Source organism: Sphingobacterium sp. (genome assembly GCF_039596235.1).
Classification (GTDB): Bacteria; Bacteroidota; Bacteroidia; order Sphingobacteriales; family Sphingobacteriaceae; genus Sphingobacterium.
The window spans coordinates 608,856-629,780 of sequence record NZ_JBCNKE010000003.1; the positions used below are offsets into that span (position 1 = coordinate 608,856).

The 20,925-nt window shown below is 40.2% G+C and carries 18 protein-coding genes; 11 read left to right on the forward strand and 7 right to left on the reverse strand.

Annotation, left to right across the window (positions count from 1 at the left end; translation table 11 throughout):
* The first annotated feature begins 46 nt into the window (after nucleotides 1–46).
* Together ABDW32_RS09835 and ABDW32_RS09840 are read left to right on the forward strand one after the other, a co-directional pair.
* Entirely contained in the window at nucleotides 47–376 is a 330-nt protein-coding gene (locus ABDW32_RS09835) for a hypothetical protein (RefSeq protein WP_343561873.1), read from the forward strand.
* A gap of 160 nt (nucleotides 377–536) precedes the next feature.
* Nucleotides 537–2,123, forward strand: a complete 1,587-nt coding sequence (locus ABDW32_RS09840) for a glycoside hydrolase family 16 protein (RefSeq protein WP_343561875.1) — start codon at nucleotides 537–539, stop codon at nucleotides 2,121–2,123.
* Nucleotides 2,124–2,209: 86 nt separating this feature from the next.
* Here ABDW32_RS09840 and ABDW32_RS09845 read toward each other — a convergent pair whose 3' ends face one another.
* Nucleotides 2,210–3,040 carry a helix-turn-helix domain-containing protein gene (locus tag ABDW32_RS09845; protein ID WP_343561877.1) on the reverse strand — a complete coding sequence of 277 codons (831 nt, stop codon included), beginning with the start codon at nucleotides 3,038–3,040 and terminating at the stop codon, nucleotides 2,210–2,212.
* Nucleotides 3,041–3,269: 229 nt separating this feature from the next.
* Here ABDW32_RS09845 and ABDW32_RS09850 point away from each other — a divergent pair, with 229 nt between their 5' ends.
* The 3 genes from ABDW32_RS09850 to ABDW32_RS09860 all read left to right on the forward strand — a co-directional run bounded on the left by ABDW32_RS09850 (nucleotide 3,270) and on the right by ABDW32_RS09860 (nucleotide 5,151).
* Nucleotides 3,270–3,836, forward strand: coding sequence for a cyclic nucleotide-binding domain-containing protein (locus ABDW32_RS09850; protein WP_343561879.1), 567 nt, complete (start codon nucleotides 3,270–3,272; stop codon nucleotides 3,834–3,836).
* Between the two features lie 54 nt (nucleotides 3,837–3,890).
* Nucleotides 3,891–4,340, forward strand: a complete 450-nt coding sequence (locus ABDW32_RS09855; RefSeq protein ID WP_343561881.1) for a hypothetical protein — start codon at nucleotides 3,891–3,893, stop codon at nucleotides 4,338–4,340.
* 100 nt (nucleotides 4,341–4,440) lie between these two features.
* Complete coding sequence (locus ABDW32_RS09860) at nucleotides 4,441–5,151, forward strand: HAD-IA family hydrolase (RefSeq protein WP_343561882.1); 711 nt, start codon at nucleotides 4,441–4,443, stop codon at nucleotides 5,149–5,151.
* Between the two features lie 88 nt (nucleotides 5,152–5,239).
* On the opposite strand, the gene ABDW32_RS09865 is transcribed toward ABDW32_RS09860, so the two are convergent.
* The 3 genes from ABDW32_RS09865 to ABDW32_RS09875 all read right to left on the reverse strand — a co-directional run bounded on the left by ABDW32_RS09865 (nucleotide 5,240) and on the right by ABDW32_RS09875 (nucleotide 9,649).
* Entirely contained in the window at nucleotides 5,240–7,768 is a 2,529-nt protein-coding gene (locus ABDW32_RS09865; protein ID WP_343561884.1) for a TonB-dependent receptor, read from the reverse strand.
* 158 nt (nucleotides 7,769–7,926) lie between these two features.
* Nucleotides 7,927–8,619, reverse strand: a complete 693-nt coding sequence (locus tag ABDW32_RS09870; protein WP_343561886.1) for a LytTR family DNA-binding domain-containing protein — start codon at nucleotides 8,617–8,619, stop codon at nucleotides 7,927–7,929.
* Nucleotides 8,609–9,649 carry a histidine kinase gene (locus tag ABDW32_RS09875; protein WP_343561889.1) on the reverse strand — a complete coding sequence of 347 codons (1,041 nt, stop codon included), beginning with the start codon at nucleotides 9,647–9,649 and terminating at the stop codon, nucleotides 8,609–8,611. The genes ABDW32_RS09870 and ABDW32_RS09875 overlap by 11 nt, the downstream gene beginning before the upstream one ends.
* 233 nt (nucleotides 9,650–9,882) lie before the next feature.
* Between ABDW32_RS09875 and ABDW32_RS09880 the strand changes: the two genes are divergently transcribed.
* The 3 genes from ABDW32_RS09880 to ABDW32_RS09890 are packed head-to-tail and all read left to right on the forward strand — an operon-like array spanning nucleotide 9,883 to nucleotide 12,403.
* Nucleotides 9,883–10,842, forward strand: coding sequence for an aldo/keto reductase (locus ABDW32_RS09880; RefSeq protein WP_343561924.1), 960 nt, complete (start codon nucleotides 9,883–9,885; stop codon nucleotides 10,840–10,842).
* Nucleotides 10,843–10,871: 29 nt separating this feature from the next.
* Nucleotides 10,872–11,354 carry a YdeI/OmpD-associated family protein gene (locus ABDW32_RS09885; RefSeq protein WP_343561891.1) on the forward strand — a complete coding sequence of 161 codons (483 nt, stop codon included), beginning with the start codon at nucleotides 10,872–10,874 and terminating at the stop codon, nucleotides 11,352–11,354.
* Nucleotides 11,355–11,395: 41 nt separating this feature from the next.
* Nucleotides 11,396–12,403 (forward strand): Gfo/Idh/MocA family oxidoreductase, encoded by a 1,008-nt coding sequence (locus tag ABDW32_RS09890; protein WP_343561893.1) that lies wholly within the window; start codon nucleotides 11,396–11,398, stop codon nucleotides 12,401–12,403.
* A gap of 14 nt (nucleotides 12,404–12,417) precedes the next feature.
* Here the strand turns inward: ABDW32_RS09890 and ABDW32_RS09895 are convergent, their stop codons facing one another.
* Together ABDW32_RS09895 and ABDW32_RS09900 are read right to left on the reverse strand one after the other, a co-directional pair.
* Nucleotides 12,418–13,395, reverse strand: coding sequence for a cyclase family protein (locus tag ABDW32_RS09895; RefSeq protein ID WP_343561895.1), 978 nt, complete (start codon nucleotides 13,393–13,395; stop codon nucleotides 12,418–12,420).
* Entirely contained in the window at nucleotides 13,395–14,378 is a 984-nt protein-coding gene (locus ABDW32_RS09900) for an aldo/keto reductase (protein WP_343561897.1), read from the reverse strand. The genes ABDW32_RS09895 and ABDW32_RS09900 overlap by 1 nt, the downstream gene beginning before the upstream one ends.
* 302 nt (nucleotides 14,379–14,680) lie before the next feature.
* Here ABDW32_RS09900 and ABDW32_RS09905 point away from each other — a divergent pair, with 302 nt between their 5' ends.
* The 3 genes from ABDW32_RS09905 to ABDW32_RS09915 all read left to right on the forward strand — a co-directional run bounded on the left by ABDW32_RS09905 (nucleotide 14,681) and on the right by ABDW32_RS09915 (nucleotide 19,611).
* Nucleotides 14,681–16,351, forward strand: coding sequence for an FAD-binding dehydrogenase (locus tag ABDW32_RS09905; RefSeq protein WP_343561899.1), 1,671 nt, complete (start codon nucleotides 14,681–14,683; stop codon nucleotides 16,349–16,351).
* Between the two features lie 176 nt (nucleotides 16,352–16,527).
* Nucleotides 16,528–17,811 carry a Gfo/Idh/MocA family oxidoreductase gene (locus ABDW32_RS09910; protein ID WP_343561900.1) on the forward strand — a complete coding sequence of 428 codons (1,284 nt, stop codon included), beginning with the start codon at nucleotides 16,528–16,530 and terminating at the stop codon, nucleotides 17,809–17,811.
* Between the two features lie 33 nt (nucleotides 17,812–17,844).
* Nucleotides 17,845–19,611, forward strand: coding sequence for an alpha-L-fucosidase (locus ABDW32_RS09915; RefSeq protein ID WP_343561902.1), 1,767 nt, complete (start codon nucleotides 17,845–17,847; stop codon nucleotides 19,609–19,611).
* Between the two features lie 162 nt (nucleotides 19,612–19,773).
* Here the strand turns inward: ABDW32_RS09915 and ABDW32_RS09920 are convergent, their stop codons facing one another.
* The gene (locus ABDW32_RS09920; RefSeq protein ID WP_343561904.1) at nucleotides 19,774–20,610 is read right to left on the reverse strand and encodes a hypothetical protein; all 837 of its coding nucleotides are present in this window, start codon (nucleotides 20,608–20,610) and stop codon (nucleotides 19,774–19,776) included.
* Nucleotides 20,611–20,925: the final 315 nt, after the last annotated feature.

Genomic DNA, 20,925 nt, shown 5'->3' on the forward strand with positions numbered 1-20,925 from the left:
AATAGCTCATCCGATAAGAGAGCGAGTTTTTTTATTCATACAGGATATGGCTGGTATAAATCCGATAACAGACCGGGACGGAATTGAGACCTATTCTCATTTACCAGAGGAGATAGGCCATATTATAGTGTCAAATGTCAAAATTGGTAATTTGGTTTATGAGCTGGAACAACAGGGCAGACATAGATCTATTTTATCCTATACAGGACGAAAGCAGATGTCATCCTGGCGTGCAGGATTTGTTGGTTCTCATCCCTATCTTTATTTTAATGGTAGGAAAGTAAAAAGCAGCATTTTAGAAAAAAATGGTGTCGTTTATAGCTATATCGACTTAAAAATTACGACTGGGCAACAGTATACTGTTGCGACCCAATGAAGCGAAAAGCATGAAAATCAAACCTGTTTTTGAAACAAGGGTAAACCGGTACATAGTAATAAATTGAACAAACGGTTGCGTTTTGATCAGAGTTGTCAATGCTAATAATTCTCATTATTATCGTATACTATAGTAAATGAGTAATTAAACAAGATAAACTGTGAAAAGATATATATCAATTACGGCGGCTCAAATGCTGTCCGTTCTATTCTTGTCCGCACAAACGACGAAATCCAATGTATCCCTGCAATTGTTGGGCACCAGAAGTTGGATCCGGCTTGATATGAAAGATGGTGACAAGGGTCTTTCGGGGGCGAGGATTTTTTGGTCAAAAACAAATAAAAAGCCTGCTGTAGCCAATGAGGTGTTGAACGACGGCGCTGAGCGCTATTATATACAGCATGTGGATCCTGAAACTACCTATTACGTTTGGGTAGAATCAGCAGCAGGTAAGCCTTTGGCTCAAGGAAAGTCATATACCTCCAAAAGTTGGGTATTAGATGAGACCGAGCTCCAAGAAGTAAAAAGAAATCCTAGTTCAGGAGTTGTTCCTCCCGGCATGGAAATTTTTTGGCAGGATGAGTTTAATGATCAGTTGCTGAACAGGAATAAATGGACCACTAATTATTTTTCATCGCTTAATTATTTAAACGAGAAATCAAAGCAGGAGATGTTGCAGGATAAATTACCCCAACCTGCCTATACGCTTAATGGATCAGCAATTAATCTTTACGTGAACGATACCATTCCAAAGCGAATTTTTACGGAAGGTGGAAACCAGAAGATTTCATCCATTCAGACTTATGACTGGAAAACGAATGAAAATTTGCTGGACAATAGTAAAGGAGGATACTTTGAGGTAAAAGTACGGCGTAACCGCCAAGGTAATCCGAAGGGGACAAATACTGCATTTTGGTTCGACTCCCCTGGGCCAGATATTCGTTACTATCTTCAAGAAGGAACCGAGGTTGACGGAATAAAAGGAATACGCCCAAAAGGGCAATTGTTTGAAATAGATGTGTTTGAATATATCACGGCACAATTTGTCATTCATGGTCATGTTGATGCGAAAGGTGTATTTCAACGGAATCTAGCCACTCATATTGCTGAGGGCTATGAACATGTCGGTCAGTGGGTGACCCATGGGGTGCTGTGGACTCCAACGAGTATTAAGCATTATATCAATGGTGATTTAATTAAAGAATACAACAATAAAAACCAGATTTACTCACCCAATCACTTTATGAATGTGTTTTTAGGTGCATATGGATCGGAAGGTGGGGTGAATATGGAGGTCGATTATATTCGCGCCTACAACTGGCCTTTGCGTGAAGGGAATGAACTCCCGAACCCGGATTTTGAAGGAAAGTCTGGTCTTATGCCCTGGGAAGGTGAAGGGACGATTGGAGACGGCTTAGGTGAAAAGGGAAGCAAAGCCCTCGTGCTCGCTCCGGGAAAAAAGGTAGAACAATATGTTTATCTAGATCCACAGCAACAATTTAACCTTTCCTATTGGGGGAAAGGTGATCGTATAGCGGTAGCAGTGGACGATGTGACGGTCGTGACTGGGAAACTGTCAACTCTAAAGCAACAGAGCCAGTATTTAGGTAAGCAGGGTAAAAAGCACGAAATAAGCTTTGTGACCGGCCAGAAAATCAAACCGAATAAAAAAATACTGCGAATCGCCTTTACAAACACAGGTAAAGAAATGGCATATTTAGACAATATTACCTTAAAGAGAAAATAAGAGCGACAGTGGCTTATTATACTGGATAATAAAAAGGCTCCTTTAGGTGAATAGAAATCGCTACAAGGGGCTTTTTTGTTAAAATATTATTGCCTCTTTTGAAACTCACTCGGTGACATGCCTGTTAAGCTTTTAAAGAAATGAGTAAAAGCGACCTGATCTTGAAATCCAAGTTGATAGGTGGCTTCTTTGATTGTCATGGGGACAACAGCCAGTAGGCGCATGGATTCTACCAATATGTGATCTCTGATGATTTGTTTTGGCGTCACATTTAGATGGCATCGCGTCAAAATAGCCAGATAATCTGAAGACACATTTAATTTTTTTGCATAATATGTAACAGTATGCTCCTGGTTGTATTTGAGTTCGACAAGTCGCAAAAAATCAGCTAAAACAGTGGGTATTCTAAATAAGCTAATATCGCGAACACGCTTTTCTATAATCCTACTGATTTCCTGTAAAACAATTCTTGCCCTTGAACAAATAATTTCAAGTAACGGTCGATCCATTCCTAATTCATTCCCAATAGTTGTTAACTCATAGCGAAATATTTCAAATTCCGTTTTTGTCAGATCCTGTATGGGATATTTTCGGTATAAATGTTGGCCAAAACGCAAAGCATAACAAATCTTGTCAAAATTTACTTTGGAAATTCGTAGTTGATAGATAACTGTATAATCCAAAATACTGAAATGACTTTGCTGTCCCGGAAAAACAAGATGTAGTTGATATCCCTGCATGACATAATTATCTGAATCGATACAGTGAGCACCTCTTCTTGATTTGGAAAGCGTGATAATAAAGTCATTGCTCTGGAGTTTTTTCGTACTATGGCATACACCCTCCCATTCGGTATAGCAGGTTTCGTTATCCTTTATTGGATCTCCACATTTTCTGATGATACCTTTATCAAACATTATTTTGAGGTTAAATATGGTTATGTGTTGTTCAAGTATATAAAAAAGTTGAATAACGAAAATGAGAATATATCTTTTGTACTATTTTTTCTAACTTTAGTGCTATAAAAAAGTTGATTGTTATCAAAGTTTGAATACTGATTTGATGCGTTGTAATTTGAACGGTTATTTCGAAGTTGTTTTTCTTGTCTCGTCGGAAATTTTTGTCTTGTTTTGAAATATGAACAGCATGGATAAAATCAGGGCGTACTTCGCTTCGCTTATTGTGATGGAGGAGAAGGACTGGGATATTTTTTCTTCAAAACTTACCAAAGTAGTTTTTCCAAAACGTTCATTAATTTTAGAAATGGGTAAAACAGAGCGTTATCTGTCCTTTATTGAGCGTGGTATTGTGCGGTTCAATATTCCAAAATTGGATTATGATTTTACTTTTGGTTTCGCTTTTGAGAACTCTTTTGTGAGTGCCTATGATTCATTCCTCACCCAAACAGCATCGTCCTATAATCTTGAAGCTATTACAGATTGTGTCTTGTGGCGGATATCCTATGATGATCTAAATATTGTTTATAACACGACAAAGGTGGGGAATTTTATCGGACGGAAGGCAATCGAAGATATCTTTCTGAAAAAAATGAAACGCGAATTTTCCTTATTGGAGGATTCTGCTAAAACAAGATATGTCAATCTGATGCGGGAACAGCCTGAGTTAATTAAAAATATCCCCCTTAAATACCTGGCGTCCTATATTGGAATTAGACCACAATCGCTAAGCAGAATACGGAGGGAAATTTCTTAACAATTGTTCATTGATTGAAGATCGAAAGGCCCATAACTTTGAATAAAAAAGATTATGAAACCACTTTTTGTTTTGCTTACAGTATTTCTCATCAGCAATTTAGTTATAAGACAGTATAAGGGCGATATGGATTACCATTTGGCTGGAAAAATAGCCCTTGCCATAACATTACTATTCACTTCACTTGGGCACTTCATTTACACCAAAGGCATGGTGTTGATGCTTCCTGAGTTTTTACCGTTAAAGAAGGAAATAATCTATGCAACAGGGCTATTGGAGGTCATGGCAGCCTTTGGTTTATTTATACCATCGGTAAGTCGCCTTACCGGGATTCTTTTAATTGTCTTTTTTATATTGATCCTACCAACAAATATATATGCAAGTATAAGGCACCTGAACTATGAAACTGCGACTTTTGATGGGAAAGGTCTGGGTTATCTATGGTTTAGAATTCCTTTTCAATTGCTATTGATCGGCTGGACTTTTTATTTTGTGCTACGTTAAGTATGCTGCTCTTAACCTAAAGATAGCAATAAGTTAATATTGGATTGTTTAGTTTTATTTAACAATATTTTATTTTTGCTAAACATTTAAAGGTGAATAAATGAGAGAAGCGATTAAGATGGTAGTATTTGATATGGCAGGTACTACTGTAAATGAGGATAATATAGTTTATAAAACCCTCCAGCAGGCGATAAATCAGGTCGGTGGTTATCAACTTACCTTGACGGAAGTGTTGGAGCATGGAGCGGGTAAAGAGAAGTTACAGGCTATTAAAACCGTTCTAAAAAGTTGTTTGGATTTAACTGACGATCAATTGGCCGAGCGGATGTTCCAATCCTTTTTGAACTTGCTTGAAAGGGCCTATGAAGTGGCTGACATCTATCCGAGCTCACATGCCAATGAACTTTTTACAAGTTTGAAGGAGATGAACATACTCCGGGTATTAAATACAGGCTACGACCGGAAAACGGCCGAATCTCTTTTGAAAAAGCTTAACTGGGTTGTCGGCGCGGACATTGATGCATTGATTACAGCATCTGATGTGCCTAACAATAGACCTTATCCAGATATGATTGACCGGGCAAGAGAAAATTTTGCAATAACAGATCCTGCGCAGGTAGTGAAAGTTGGAGACTCAATTATTGATATTCAAGAAGGTCAGAATGCCGGCTGTGCGTTAAGCATTGGCATTACGACAGGGGCCCATCATGCTGATCAATTGAAGTCAGCGAATCCGGATTATGTTATTGACGATCTTTTGGAAATCCTACCGATTATAGAAAAATATAATATCCCAAGTCAGGTGCTTTAAAGATATGGGATAATACAACATGAAATAAAGCAGAAAGAGACCGATTGGGTGGTCTCTTTCTACTTTATTATATTGTCTAAATAAACATCTATTGCATCTGCATACCTTCCATGGAATTTTGGTTTTTATTTTTCTTGAACATATTCATATCCATTTTGCCAAAACGGTAAGATAGATTCAGTTTGACAAGCTGCGGATTGGAGAGACGATAATATTCTTGGAAGAAACCATCACCTGAAGATACTATGGTATTCCCACGTGTTCTAAAGATATCGTTTATTGCCAACGTCACAGAAGCGGCCTGGTTTTTCAGGAAACTCTTTTTGATCGCAAAATCGACTCCATAAAAAGGTTTAATATATCCCTGTGAGGAACTTTGGGCCTGGTTCATTGGTGGACCAAAGGTTTGATTTTGTGTGACCGGCATATTTGTTTTCCCTTGGTATTCAAAAGCAAGTTGAAGATTCCAGTTCTTTTTCAGATTGAATGTATTATTCAATTTTCCAAATACGGTCCACATACCTTCTGTCGCTGTCTTGTCATCGATTTCAATTTTTGAATTGTAGAAATTGAGATCTGCTGTTAGGTCCCACCATGTTTTTAAATTATTGGTATAGGTAAACTCTGCACCATAGTTTCTGCTAGAATTTGCATTAATATAGGTGTTGATGAAATCCATTTTATCTGTAATGGGATTGAGTTCCTGTGTCAGGTACCTGGTGATCAGGTTTGTGGTTTTTTTATAATAAAACGAGGCGAGGAAGGTACCTTTACCCTGTGTCCGGCTATAAGACAATTCGCCCGAAGTTGTAAACTCTGGAACGAGGTCAGGATTACCACGTGTGATATTTAAGCTGTCTGTATAGTCTACAAACGGAATTAACTGAAAGAAGTTAGGGCGATTGACACGACGGGTGACGCTCATCTGTAGCTGATCTTTCTCTGTTAGTTTCTTACTCAGGAATAGAGAGGGGAAGAGACTAAGTGGGTATTTATTATGAAATTTTTGGTTAGTGTTGATTAATTCACCGTCATAGGTAGAATTTTCTACACGTAAACCGACTTTATAAGATACCCAGTCCTTGAGGTCGCCACCAAGTGAGGCATAAGCCGCATAAACTGAATTTTTATTATCGTAATTGGCTGACGCAGCACTGATATCTTTATACTCATCTTCATCGCGGGCTTTTAGGCTGTTGCTATTCAGGTTTTTGAGCTTATTAATCTGTGCACGAACTCCGGTCTCAAGTTTCATCCCATTTTTGAAGGGTTTAACATAATCTGCCTGTATGGTCATAAATTTATTGTCGCCAGATCCAATGTTCTTTTGAATTTGAGAACCAATGATTCCATTATTATCTTCTAAATAATTGGTGGTGTAGGTCCCATTAGATTTGTTTGTTCCACCGAAATAATTAAAGTCTACGGTCAACTCTTCACCTTGGGTCTTGAATTTCTGAACAAGGCCTGCCTGTAATCCCCTTGGTTTGAAACTGCGTTCGGATTCGGAAATTCTATTGCTATTGCCTTGTGATTCCGTCTTTATCATGGTGTTTTCATTGGGGCGAAATTTGCCCTGAACTAGGACACCAGCAACAGACACAGTTGTACGGGGACTAAGGTCATAGTCTAATCCGAGCCTTCCGAAGCTGATCATTCCCTTTGTTTTGCCTTCGATATCCTGGTTAACGGTAGACCTAACGCCATCAATTGTGCTTTCCCGATAGCTATCACCTTCGGTATTTGTCCGCATACGCATATTCATTCCCGTAAGGGATATGTTGAATTTGTTCTGGCGCAAGTTGAGACTTCCCATAAAATTGGTTCCGCCAAAGCGATCTGCTCCAAGCGTAACCATACCATTGTAACCTGTTTTTTTATTCTTTTTCAGGATAATATTTAAAATTCCGGCCATACTTCCCGAGGCATCGTATTTGGCAGAAGGATTGGTGATGATTTCAATCTTTTCGATGACGTCTGCAGGGATCTGGTCTGGTGTTAGTGTTGTTGGCTTACCATCTACAAAAATTGTCGGAGCAGCATTACGGAGTTTGACATTCCCGTCAATATCGACTTGTACAGAAGGCATATTACGCATGACATCAATAGCTGTACCGCCCGCCGCTACAATATTCTTTTCTACATTATATACCTTTTTGTCGATATCCATTTCAAGTAAAGCTTTACGGCCGGTAACCGTCACCTCAGCTAGCTTTCGATTATCATTCTCCAAGGTGATTGCGCCAAGGTTCTTATCCAGCATTTTGCTGTCGGATCCAAATTCGACGGGGATATCTTTGGCAACGTAACCCACTGAGCTTATTTTTAGTATCCATTTATCTTTGGTGGAGAGCGCTGTAAAGTTAAACTTTCCATTTTCCAGTGAACTTGTGCTTTTGAACAAAATCTCCCGCTCTTTGCCCGTAGACTGATCCTGGATCACGCGTAGTAAATTGACGGAAGCCTGCGCAATTGGCTTGCCCTGGAGGTCTATCAGTTGCCCCGAGAGTTTACCTTCAGCAACGGAGAAACTACCAGGATGAATTCCTGAAGCAGATTGGGCATGTAATGTAGCAACTGCTGTCGCCATTAAAAGTACAGTTATGATTTTTTTCATTTTTTTCTTTAGCATTATTAACAACTAGCCGGTATATGGCTATTTAATATCAATCAAATTTGAAAATGATTTTTATACTTTACAATTATCTGTAGACCGACGAACTGAATGTGTAGACAAATGGCTGTTATCGGAAATTTATCTTTATCTGCTTCGCCTTATGTCAGAAATTGTTCCATGTTTTTGACGTATTTTTTGCCGATAGGCAGGGCCACCTCCGGTAAAGTAAGTTTTGCAAGCGTGCAATGTTCGATCCTATTTTTGTTAACGATAAAGGAATTGTGTATCCGTATAAAATCACCGGGTGGCAACAATTTTTCCATACCACGTAAATTGCTCCGGGTTAACAGTGGTGCCGGCCGGTCGACCAAATAGATTTTTACATAATCTTTTAACCCCTCGATATAACTGATTTCGTTGAGAAAAATCTTGGTTTTTTTATATTCCACATGAACCATAATATGGTCTTTTTCAATAACCTGTCTTTTGCGTAAGGTAATGATATCTTCTACTTTTCGAATCGCAGCCTTGAGCCGTTCTTTTGAAATAGGCTTCAAAAGGTAATCTACCGCATTTAATTCAAATCCCTCAACTGCATATTGATGATAGGCTGTTGTGAAAATAATTAATGGAGGCTCTGCGAGGTCCCGGACAAACTGCGTTCCTAATTGTTCCGGCATCTGGATGTCCAGAAAAATGAGATCCACCGAATGATTTTTTAGGTAGTCAGCAACATCCACAGGGGCATGAAATTTCTTTAGAATTTCAATTTGATCAAAACTCAACAGATCGTCCTCCAGCAAATTAAGCGCGAATGGTTCGTCATCAATAAGTATACATCTAATCTTCATCTGTCATTAGTCTGAGTGAAACTTCAAAATAATCATCCATTATCCTATTAATAGAGAGATCATGACGATTGGGATAAAGCAGCTGTAATCGACGTTTCACATTCGCCAATCCAATGCCTTCATTGGTTGGGGGCTCGGTATACTGTAGTATTTTATTAACGGATTTAAAGACAAGTCCACCTTGAATATCTACGAATTGAAACTGAATGTAAGGGCTATTTTTGCTATCCACTCCATATTTGAACGCATTTTCTACAAAATGAATAAATAATAGCGGGGGGATCATTCTATTCTTGAGGGAACTTTCAATTTGTAGGTCAACTTCACCAGCAATGGGAAGTCTTAATGTCTGTAAAGCAACGAAATTGCGCATATGATCAATTTCTTTGAATAGTTCAACTTTTGGTCCATCAACTTCATAAAGTATGTAGCGCAGCATTTCAGACAGCTTGACTATTGTCCCCTCGGAGTCGGGTGACTGTTTGCGGATCAGCCAGCGAATATTGTTGAGCGTATTGAATAAAAAATGTGGACTGATCTGAAGTTTCAAAATAGTCAGTTCAGCTGTTGTTTTTTCTAACGCAATTTGTTTATTAAGTTCCTTTTGTCTGGCCTGTTCATTATAAAGAAAGATCATGGACGAGGTGATCATACAAAGTGAGTAGATAATCCCTGGGCCTACAACGAGTCGTACAGATAGTATATTCTCTTTTTTAAAATGTGCTAATTCTCCATTTGGGTTGAAATAAACGATTGCATAATTGAGCATGACATAGGCCACAAAACCTAGTGCGATGAAGAGGATAAAAATCTTTCGGTGACCAAAGAAGTACTTGGGTGCAACAACATAACAATGCAGATAAAAGTTGCTTGCGAGGAAAACGATATTGCTGAGATGTGATAGCGCGGAGTAGATTTTGAAATCTGCGATTTTATCGGGCTGATAGAGGTAAGTAATAAAAGGGAGTAATAGCAGGATGGTCCATATCACTAGGTGTAAATAGAATTTTCTAAGGAATTTACTGATCATGATGCGTTCTTTAAGTTGTGCTATTATTGGAATGTAATCAAAAGTATAAAAATATTTGCGATTGTAGTACGGCATCTATGGCACGGAATAGTATAAATTTTAGTTTACATTGTTATGTTTCGAAATATTTCGGGACATAGGTTATTGCGTTTGTATAGACTCTTCAAAATAGTTTTGTATTTTGCATACATAAACTTGATCAGGTGACATTCAATCCAAATCGATATAATAAAATGCCTTATAGGCGATGTGGGAAAAGCGGGATCTTATTACCGGCTATTTCCCTGGGACTGTGGCAAAATTTTGGGGATATCGATCAAAAAGAAGTGTTTAGGCAGACCTTACGTACGGCTTTTGACAATGGTATCACACATTTTGACCTGGCCAATAATTACGGCCCTCCTCCCGGGAGTGCAGAACAAAATTTTGGTGCTATTTTGAACGCCGATTTCGTCCGGCATCGGGACGAACTTTTGTTATCGACTAAAGCGGGGTATACCATGTGGGATGGTCCCTATGGCGATTGGGGAAGCCGTAAATATTTAATGGCAAGCCTTCATCAGAGCTTAAAGCGGCTAAAACTTGATTACATTGATATTTTCTATCATCACCGACCTGATCCGCAGACGCCTTTAGAAGAAACGATGACTGCCTTAAGTGATATTGTGCGGCAGGGAAAAGCCCTGTATGTCGGTTTATCAAACTATCCTGCGGATTTAGCGAGGAGGGCAATTGCACTATTACGTGATCTGAGGTGTCCTTGTTTGATCCATCAACCCAAGTATTCCATGTTGGTGCGTACGCCGGAGCAGGGACTGTTAGATGTTTTGGATGAAGAGGGGGTGGGCATTATAGCTTTTTCTCCGCTGGCACAGGGATTATTGACCAATAAATATTTACAAGGCAATATTCCAACCGATTCCCGGGCTTCAAAAGAACATTTCTTGAAGAGTACTACCATTACATCTGATCTGATCTCAAAATTGTCTGCTTTGGATGAAATCGCAGTGCAACGAGGCCAATCGCTGGCGCAGATGGCTATTGCATGGCTATTGAAGGATGAACGCCTGACTTCGGTTTTGGTTGGCGCACGCAACAGTGAACAACTGACAGATTCGTTAAAGGCGCTCGATAATTTGAACTTTAGTGTAGAGGAACTCAACAGGATAGCGCATATACTTGATAAAGCTTAATTTTTAATGAATAATAAATAGCAATGTGCATGTCGGTCTTCAAAGCCAAATTAGAGCTCATAGGAATTAATCCCTTTGTTTTCGTTCCTGAGAATGTGTTGGAACTACTTTTTGAAGAGTCCGGTATAAATAAAGGGTATATCCCTATTAAGGGGAAAGTAAATGGAAAAGATTATAAACAGACTTTATTGCGTTATCAAGGAGCTTGGCGATTGTACATCAATACGGAGATATTGCCAAATTCACCTAAACGAATCGGTGAAATATTGGAATTATCTGTTGTTTTTGATCCGCAAGACCGAAGTCTGCTCCCGCATCCCGAACTAGAGCGGGCATTGGCAGAAAATGAAGAAGCTAAAACAATCTTTGACCGTTTGGCACCATCCAAAAGAAAAGAGATTATCCGTTATATTTCTTTTTTAAAGACCGATGACAGCCGGCGTAAAAATATTGAAAAGGCGATCGGATTTTTGCTTGGTAACAACCGATTTATTGGGCGGGAAAAACCTTGATAAAAAAGGGATATGTTGACGGAGTAGTTAAAAAAAATAGAATGGAAAATGCAAAGGTAAGATGGGGGATCATTGGTTGTGGGGATGTTACAGAGAAAAAGAGCGGACCTGCGTTCAATAAAGTTAAAGATAGTCAATTGCTTGCTGTCATGCGCAGAGACGCCGCTAAAGCTGCCGATTATGCCCGGAGACATCAGGTTCCTGATTGGTATTCGAAGGTTGAGGACTTGTTGGACAATCCATCGTTGAATACGATTTATATTGCGACCCCACCGTCTTCGCATTTAGATTATGCGTTGAAGGCGCTAAAAGCTGGGAAAAATGTCTATGTTGAGAAACCTGTTACATTAAATGCGGATGAGGCTACATTGCTGTTGGAGGCTGTTAAAAAAACAAATGGCAAACTCGTCGTTGCGCATTACCGCAGACAATTGCCTATGTTCCTTAAAGTAAAAGAATTGCTGAAGGTCGGACAAATTGGAGCTATCCGAACCGTTCAGCTTCGACTATGGCAGAGCCGATCACCAGAATTGGTGACTAAACGCGCTGCAGATTGGCGTACAGATCCAACAATCTCTGGAGGCGGATATTTTTTTGATCTTGCACCACATCAATTGGATCTGATGCTGTATTTCTTTGGTACCCCTCTTTATTACAATGGATTTAGCCAAGTTCAGGACGGGACGAGTGATGTTGTTGATCACACGACTGGGACCATCTTGTTTGAGAATCAGATCATCTTTAACGGAAGCTGGGCTTTTAATGTCCAACCGCAAGATAATATGGACAGTTGTGAAATTGTAGGGAGCGAAGGAAAAATCAGCTTTTCGATATTTGGCAATTCCATCTTATTAAGATCTGATCAGGGGGAAAAAGAATTCGTATTTGACCATCCTGAGCATATACAATACCCCATGATCGCGAGTACAGTAGACTTTTTTGAAGGTAAAGGGCCAAACCCTGCTCCGATGGAGGAGGCTTTGACCCTAATGAAAATAATGGATTGTTTCTCAAAGAAAGAAATTAAGTCATTTCATACCCGAAAATAAATGTAAGGACACTATTAGTAGATGGCTACGGGATTTACGTTTACCTGTGTAGAACCAACATAAAGAGGTTGACCCAGTACAAATAAAAATTCCCATACGCCTTCTTTTACCAATGGCCTCGTATCGATCAATTCGAGATTGTATATTCCGCACTTGGCCAGTAAGAATTGATTGATTGGAAATTCTTCATTGGTTTTTGGGTTAGGGTATACTTCCGATGCCCAAGTGTCTCCGCCGAATGCTATTATGCCTTGATCCGCTAACCATTTTGCGGCCTCCATGCCAATACCCGGTTCAGTCTCTAAAAATTGTTTATTGTCATGTCCGATGAGCTCGAGCCAACCGGTATTGAATAGCACAACATCACCTCTTTCGATACGGATTCCCTGTTTTTTTAATACGGACTGAATATCAGAAACAGTAAATTCAGTACCACCCGGCACAATTTTCTTTCCATAATAGCTCGTCATATCCAATACAACTGCACGGGTTACCAGTGGTGGAACTTTTTCAATACCTAGTTTTTTTACTCCTTCTACCGAAACAAAATCCTGGGCTTTATTTCCATTGTAGTAAACATTGTCGATGCCGATATGTCCGATGCCGTTCAGCTGGGTTCCTACTCCCGTCCAGGCATTAACCAATTCATCATTGAAACTGAATTTATTGGGACCCAATGTTGTGCCGGCCTGTTCTCCGGGTTGAATGTTGTACAAGTTAAAACTGCGGTGACGAAAAGCGGGTAGTTGTTTACTAACAGGTACAGCTAGAGGTACTGTAATCCCTTTTTTGACGAGTTTAACCGCTTGAAGAACGGAAGCGTTACTGATTAAATTTGCCGCACCTATTTCATCGCTTTTGCCATAGGAAGATGTCTGCCAGCTATGATCACTGGGATCTACGAGAAGTGAGTGTTTTTGAGCTTTGCCTTGCAAGGCTGCTAGGGACAGCATTCCTAAAAGGAATGCTGTGATCGGATTTATTTTTTTCATTATATTTTCGATAAGGCGTCGTTGATCAATGATAATTCATCTGGAGCCAGATCGATTGCCGTAGCCTGTGCATTTGCTATGGCCTGTTCTGCATTTCTGGCACCGGCTAATACAACGGTAATTGCTGGCTGCAGGCTAGTCCATCGTAATACAAGCTGTGAAAGAGTGACACCTTTGTCGGCAGCAATCGGGCTAATGGTATCTAAGAATGTTTTTACTTTGGCGAGATCAAATTGCTGGAAGTAACCATTGCGATGATCATTTTCTTTTAATTTCCCTTTTTCAAAATACTTACCTGTAAGCAGACCACGCTCCATTGGGCTATACACAATAAGGCCCAAATCATGCTGAAGTGCATAAGGGACAAGGTCTTGCTCAATGCCACGGTTTAGCATGCTGTAGCCGACCTGATTGCTTGCGATTTGGATCGAATGCTGGGCTTCCGAAACTTGTTCAACACTATAGTTGCTGACACCCGCTGCACGAATTTTTCCCTGTTGTAAAAGCAGATCTAAGGCTTCCATTGTTTCCGAAATAGCTGTAGTATTGTCTGGCCAATGGATTTGCAATAGGTCTATATAGTCCGTTTGTAGGCGTTTTAGGCTGTCTTCGACTTCTTTGATCACACTAGCTTTGGAGGCATACTTGTAAACGGGAATAGTTTTACCATTTTCTTCTGCATCAAAGAAAAATTCACCTCTACCTTGATTGCTGCCATCCCATACTAACCCGAATTTGGTTAATAACTGAATTTTAGATCGATCGTAACCCTTTATCGCTTCGCCTATCATCTCCTCACTCAGACCAAAGCCGTAGAAGGGCGCTGTATCAAGGGTAGTAACACCATGATCAATAGAGGCGCGTACCGATTCGATAGAGTCTTTTTTCTCATTGCCACCCCACATATTTCCACCAATGGCGAAAGCACCGTAAGTGATTGCCGATAATGTTAAATCCGTTTTTCCTAATTTTCTGTATTCCATCTTGTTATTTTAATTTTATTTCCTGAAAATGTACATCAATAGCAGTGGTGTAAACCGCTCAATATGATTATTTGAATGATGACGCTACAAAGGTAATGGGGTATTTTGTATTATTAAAATAATTTAAATTAGGGCAATGTATTATTGTAGTTATATATAGAAGCCTTTTCATAAGTTGATCTTTATTTCCTTTGTACAACAGATAAGAAAAGGTAAATTTAGAAGAGCCAAGTAAACTGGATTGCAGTGGATATATAAGCCGCAAAATAAAATAGGACACTTGACTCGTGAAAAATATGTCTATGGAAGAACAATTTAAACCTGATGCCATCATTATCGGAACCGGTCTGGCGGGATTAACAGCAGCAATGGAAATTACCAATGCAGGGAAGAAGGTGCTTTTGCTGGATCAGGAAACCAAAGAAAATATTGGTGGACAGGCCTTCTGGTCCTTTGGAGGTCTATTTTTGATCAATTCACCGCAGCAACGCCGTATGGGAATCAAGGATTCTTTTGAGTTAGCGCGACAAGATTGGTTTGGTACTGCTGAATTTGATCGAGCCGAAGATTCTTGGCCCCGCCAATGGGCCGAAGCTTATTTGAAATTCGCAGCCGATGAGAAATACGCCTATGTTACCAAGTTGGGGATTAAATTCATGTTTATGGTTGGTTGGGCTGAGCGTGGAGACGGTAGTGCTCATGGTCATGGTAATTCGGTACCTAGATTTCATGTGAGTTGGGGAACAGGTACAGGTGTGGTTCAACCATTTATAGAGAAAGCTTATGCAGCAGAAAAAAACGGGCTATTACAGTTTAAATTTAGGCATCGTGTTACGAAGCTAATAACGAAAAATAACACTGTAACAGGAGTGTCGGGTGATATTCTCGAAGATGATGATCAGGAACGTGGGGCTGAGACCAATAGAAATGTTATCGATACATTTGCATACCACGCCCCGGATGTTATTATTGCTTCCGGTGGACTTGGTGCCAATCACGAGCTAGTTCGGAAGAACTGGCCGGAACGATTGGGGAAAGCACCTGCACATATGATTTCAGGCGTTCCAGCCTATGTCGATGGAAGCATGATCGGTATAGCTGAAGCAGTCGGAGCACACATGATCAATAAAGATCGCATGTGGCATTATACAGAGGGGATTCAGAACTGGAATCCGATTTGGCCAAATCATGGTATCCGTATCTTGCCCGGTCCATCCTCACTTTGGTTTGATGCGAAAGGCAATAGACTTCCAGCACCATTTTTACCGGGGTTTGATACCTTGGGTACCCTAAAGCATATACAAGATAGCGGATATTCCTATTCTTGGTTTATTCTGACACAAAAAATCATTAAAAAAGAATTTGCACTTTCCGGTTCCGAACAAAACCCAGATATTACCAATAGGGATTATAAACTCTTCCTCAAACGAATTTTTGGTAAAAAGGCTCCGGGCCCTGTGGAAGCGTTCAAAGAAAATGGAGTGGATTTTATCGTTTCGGATACATTATCGGAATTGGTGCACAAAATGAACCTTTTGACCGGAGATAATCTGTTAAATTACGAGTCTATTGAATCGCAGATCATCGCGCGCGATCGGGAATTGGATAATAATTTCGCTAAAGATACGCAGGTCAATTATATACGCAGCACAAGGAAATATCTTGGTGATAGGCTCGGAAGGGTTTCGTCTCCACATAAAATATTGGATCCGAAAAATGGGCCATTGATCGCTGTGCGGCTACATATATTGACACGTAAAACATTGGGCGGGCTTAAGACCAATCTTGATGGGCAGGTCTTAACGACGAACGATGAAACTATCGAAGGATTGTATGCGGTTGGCGAGGTGGCAGGTTTTGGAGGTGGGGGTATGCATGGCTATCGTGCATTGGAGGGAACTTTTCTGGGTGGTTGCATTTTTTCCGGCATGAAAGCGGGAAGGCATATTGCTGGAAAAGCCCATCGACCATAATCCAATAATTTCTCGTTAATGCTCCCAAAACCTTAAAAGTTGAAATATGGATTGTCATTATTTTGCCTAATCTTCAAGATTAAATCTTATATTAGTTATTTCTAGGGAAAGTGCTGCATGAATCGTCTTTACTAAAAAGATAGTAGAGCAAAATCAAAATAAACCAAAACTAAGCAATGAAAAGAAAAGATTTTATCCGTAATGCAGGGATTCTTACTGCCTCAACATTATTTGCCAATACGCGTGTTTTCGGTTTTCAATCTGAACTTATCCGTGTTGGACTGATTGGTGTAAACGGTATGGGCTGGTCCAATCTAAATGCGCTATTGAAAGTCCCCGGTGTCCAATGTACAGCACTTTGCGATGTCGATGAAAATATACTCAGCAGCCGGGTAGAGGAATTAAAAAAACGAAATATTACCGTCAAAACCTATATTGATTATAAAGATTTGCTCAAAGCAGCAGATGTGGATGTTGTTATCATAGCCACACCCGATCATTGGCATTGCTTGCAGATGGTAGATGCGGTTGCAGCAGGCAAGGATGTTTATGTTGAAAAACCTATCGGAAATTCCATCCGGGAATGTGAAGTGATGGTTGCCGCTGCAAAAAAATATAAACGTGTTGTGCAGGTGGGACAGTGGCAACGTAGCCAACAGCATTTTAGAGATGCAATGGATTTTGTGCATGGGGGGAAACTTGGTAAAATCCGTTTGGTTAAAGCTTGGGCTTATCAAGGTTGGATGAAAAGTATTCCTGTGCTGACGGATGCACCGGTGCCTGCAGGGGTTCATTATGATAAGTGGCTCGGACCTGCTCCAAAGCGGTCTTTTAATCCCAATCGTTTTCATTTCAATTTTAGGTGGTATTGGGACTATGCGGGTGGCTTGATGACGGATTGGGGAGTCCATATGCTGGATTATGCCTTAATCGGGATGAAGGTTTCTGATCCGGTATCCATTATGGCTGCCGGAGGAAAATTTGCTTATCCTGACGATGCAGCCGAAACACCAGATAGTTTAACAACAGTGTATGAGTTTGACGGATTCAATGTGCAATGGGAACAGGCAACAGGAATCGATCTTGGCCCTTATCGAAAAACACATGGTGTCGCTTTTATCGGTAATAACGGCACTCTGGTCGTCAATCGTGAAGGCTGGGAAGTCATTCCTGAAAAAGGACGGATGGAAGCTGTTGCTTTTCAACCTTCAAAAGATAATGGGCTCGATAAACATATGGTCAATTTTATAACAGCAGTTCGGAATAAATCAAGTGAAGGGCTGCATGCGCCGATCGAAGCAGGTGCCCATATTGCCATTTTCTCCCAAATGGGTAATATTGCTTATCGCAGCAAGAAAAAATTATTTTGGGATAAAGATAAACGAACTTTCAACGATAGGGATGCAGACCGCTATCTGGCCAAAAGTTATCAAAATGGGTATAGCATGCCTAAAGTATAACCTCATAACTGGATGTATCAAAAGTTTTTGTAGATGAGTTTTAAAACGGTTGTATTGGGGGTATTGGTCAGTGCGCTATGCGCGCATGAGGCTCTTGCGCAACGTATGGAAGAGATGTGGGATGGTGCAGGCGGGAAAAGTGCTGTCTCACAAAATAGAGGAAGGTTGTTTCGAGAGGGGAAATACGCGCTATTTATACATTGGGGTATCTATTCCCAATTAGCAAATAAATGGAAGGGAAAAACCTTTTATGGAATCGGAGAATGGCTTATGAACAAGAGCATGGCGAATATTCCGCCGGCAGAATATAAGTTAGCAGCAGCTTCCTTTCATCCGGATCACTTTGATGCCAAAGCGATCGTGCAGCTGGCAAAAGATGCCGGAATGCGTTATATCGTTATTACCAGTAAACACCATGACGGATTTTCAATGTTTCATTCGAAAGTCAACCCGTTCAATATTGTCGATGCGACAGATTTTAAACGCGATCCAATGACCGAATTGGCACAAGCTTGTAAAGAAGGTGGTATCGGTTTTGGGTTTTATTATTCTCAAAATCAGGATTGGACTTATCCCGGTGGAAAGGGTGGGCCAAAGGTGGATGCTCAGGGCAAAGAGAAATCTTTTGACGATTACTTTTGGGAGAAATGCTATCCTGAGGTACAGCAAATTACAACAGGTTATGGTCCTATAGAACTGGTGTGGTTTGATACACCGGGTGGAATGGATAAAAAGTATGCACAGAAGCTTGTTGAACTGGTGCATAAAAATCAACCGGGAGCATATGTATCTGGAAGGGTAGGGCATGGGTTGGGAGATTATTCTACACTCGGGGACATGGAAGTACCTCGGGAGAATGTGGATGGCATTTGGGAAACTGTTGATGTAACCAATGATTCCTGGGGTTATGCCTGGTATGAAAATAATTGGAAGAGTAGCCAGGAGATACTGCAGCGTACGTTATCAACTGTTGCACGTGGAGGGACATATATGCTGAATGTGGGACCTAAGCCGGATGGTTCTATTCCGGATCAGGCAGGATTGGCCCTGCGCAATGCAGGTGCTTGGATCAAGCGTTATCCCGAAACGGTTTACGGCGCGCAGGCATCACCCTGGAAGCATGCTTTGCCTTGGGGAGATGCTACCGTACAAGGGAATCGAATTTCCTTACTGGTCTATCATTGGCCTACTGATGGTGCCTTATATGTTCCGGGGTTGACAACAGGAATTCAGTCCGTTAAACTCCGGGGTTCGAAAGGACAAGGAAAATTGAACTATACGCTTGAAAAGGACTGGCTTAAAATTGACATTCCGAAGATCGCACCCGAAAAGATGGTATCTGTCATCGAGATTAAGTTAAATGGTACACCTCAGGTCGAAAAAATGCTGGGGGTTGATCCAGCACTGGAAACCGTTATCCCAGTTGATTTTGGAGCGGTGGAGAGCTGTAATAAAGAAGGGAAATCGTGGATGGAGAAATTTGGGGAATGGAAGCATGTTGCTCAGGTCAGTAAATGGACAGAAAAAAGTAAGTTCTCCTATGAAATTGCTGTCAAAAAGCCTGGTTATTATCAGATAGACATGAATTATGCAGGCGAAGGAAGGATGGTATGGCGTATTGAAAATTCAGCTGGCGCGTTTGTTCAAAACCAACAAGAGTCGGCCCATGTCTATAACTGGTATCCCTGGGGCTGGATGAAATTTGAACATGCCGGACGATATAAAATAACCGTTTCGTTGATCGAAGGCAATGGTGATAAGGCGAGCCTGACTGCTCTTCGGTTTAAATATGTGGAATAGGAAGACATTACTTTAGCTATTCTTTTTTGTACTTGCTCGTCAAAAAACGGATAAGTCCAGCCGTTGCTTTAAAGGCAAGTAAACCTAAACCTGTACCAAAAATAATCCCTAGGCCAATACCAGCTAGAATAGCCATATTATTGCTGCCCCAATTCAATTTTACTATTGCAAGATCAGATTGATTTTCTCAATAGAGTCTTCGTTTTCCAGGAAATCAATATAAGGAATCAGCGGCTCAATATCTTCTTTGTCCATTGTTTCTAAATCATCAAATAATGCTTCAACAAATTCGTTACAGAAAGATTTGCCGAAACTGTAGTCTTTGATTCGCGCTAAATCATCATAGTTGATTTCTGTTGCGTTCAGATTCAACACTTCTTCTGGGATCTCATAGTCCCCATCAGCTGGATATCCTATATATCTAAACATTCTTTCCTTCCATACCTGAAATAGAATTTGATGGGAGACATGGTCTCCGAAGTATTTATATACCTGAGAAAGAAGCATAGTTGCTGTTTCTTTTTCGAAGGTACCTGAAATACTTTTGTCAAGTAATTCGGCGTAAGCCATGAAAACGGAACAGTTGAATCGGAAATCAAAGTGAGAAGTCAACATAGAAACTACATTGTCTTTGCCTTGGGTTCGTAGTAATTGTCTTGCTGCTAAAGAGGTAAGGTTGTGTTTTTGTTCGTGCCCGTGGCTATCGGGGATGAGTACGATATGATCCTGTTCAAGAAGGGAGATGACAAATTTCCAATCTTCGGTCCTTTTGAGGATTTTACAGTTATGGGCTAAGTAACCATTCCGTTTGGGATCTGGTTTTTTGTCTCCGACTATAACCTCACCGGGCTGGATAATATGCTCTGGAGGAATTTTAAACCTGCGTATATGCACAAAGAGTTCTTCTCCGGAAGGTAACGCAAGGGTACCAAATCCTTTGTTATTGTCGAACCATTTGACAGCGCCGATAAACATGGCTGATGTTAATTTTTGTTTCAATGTTATAAAGGTAGTGAATTAAAATATTTATTAGGCATTGAAAATTAAATATTTGCGATTATTCAATGGATAAAATGGCCGTTTGGCATATTTGGTAATATAAAATGATGTTCTGACTATTAAGATACAACGAGAAATCAGGCAATTGAAGTGATTTATTGATCAATAGCATGTTGATTCCTAACTGGAATCTGTATTTTAAGACTATTTATGTGGCTTTTGTTCGTGTATAATTAATGCTGTTTTGAAAAATGTATTATTATGAATAATTTCATGCGGGATAAACTCATCATTTTACGATGTATTATCCAGCCG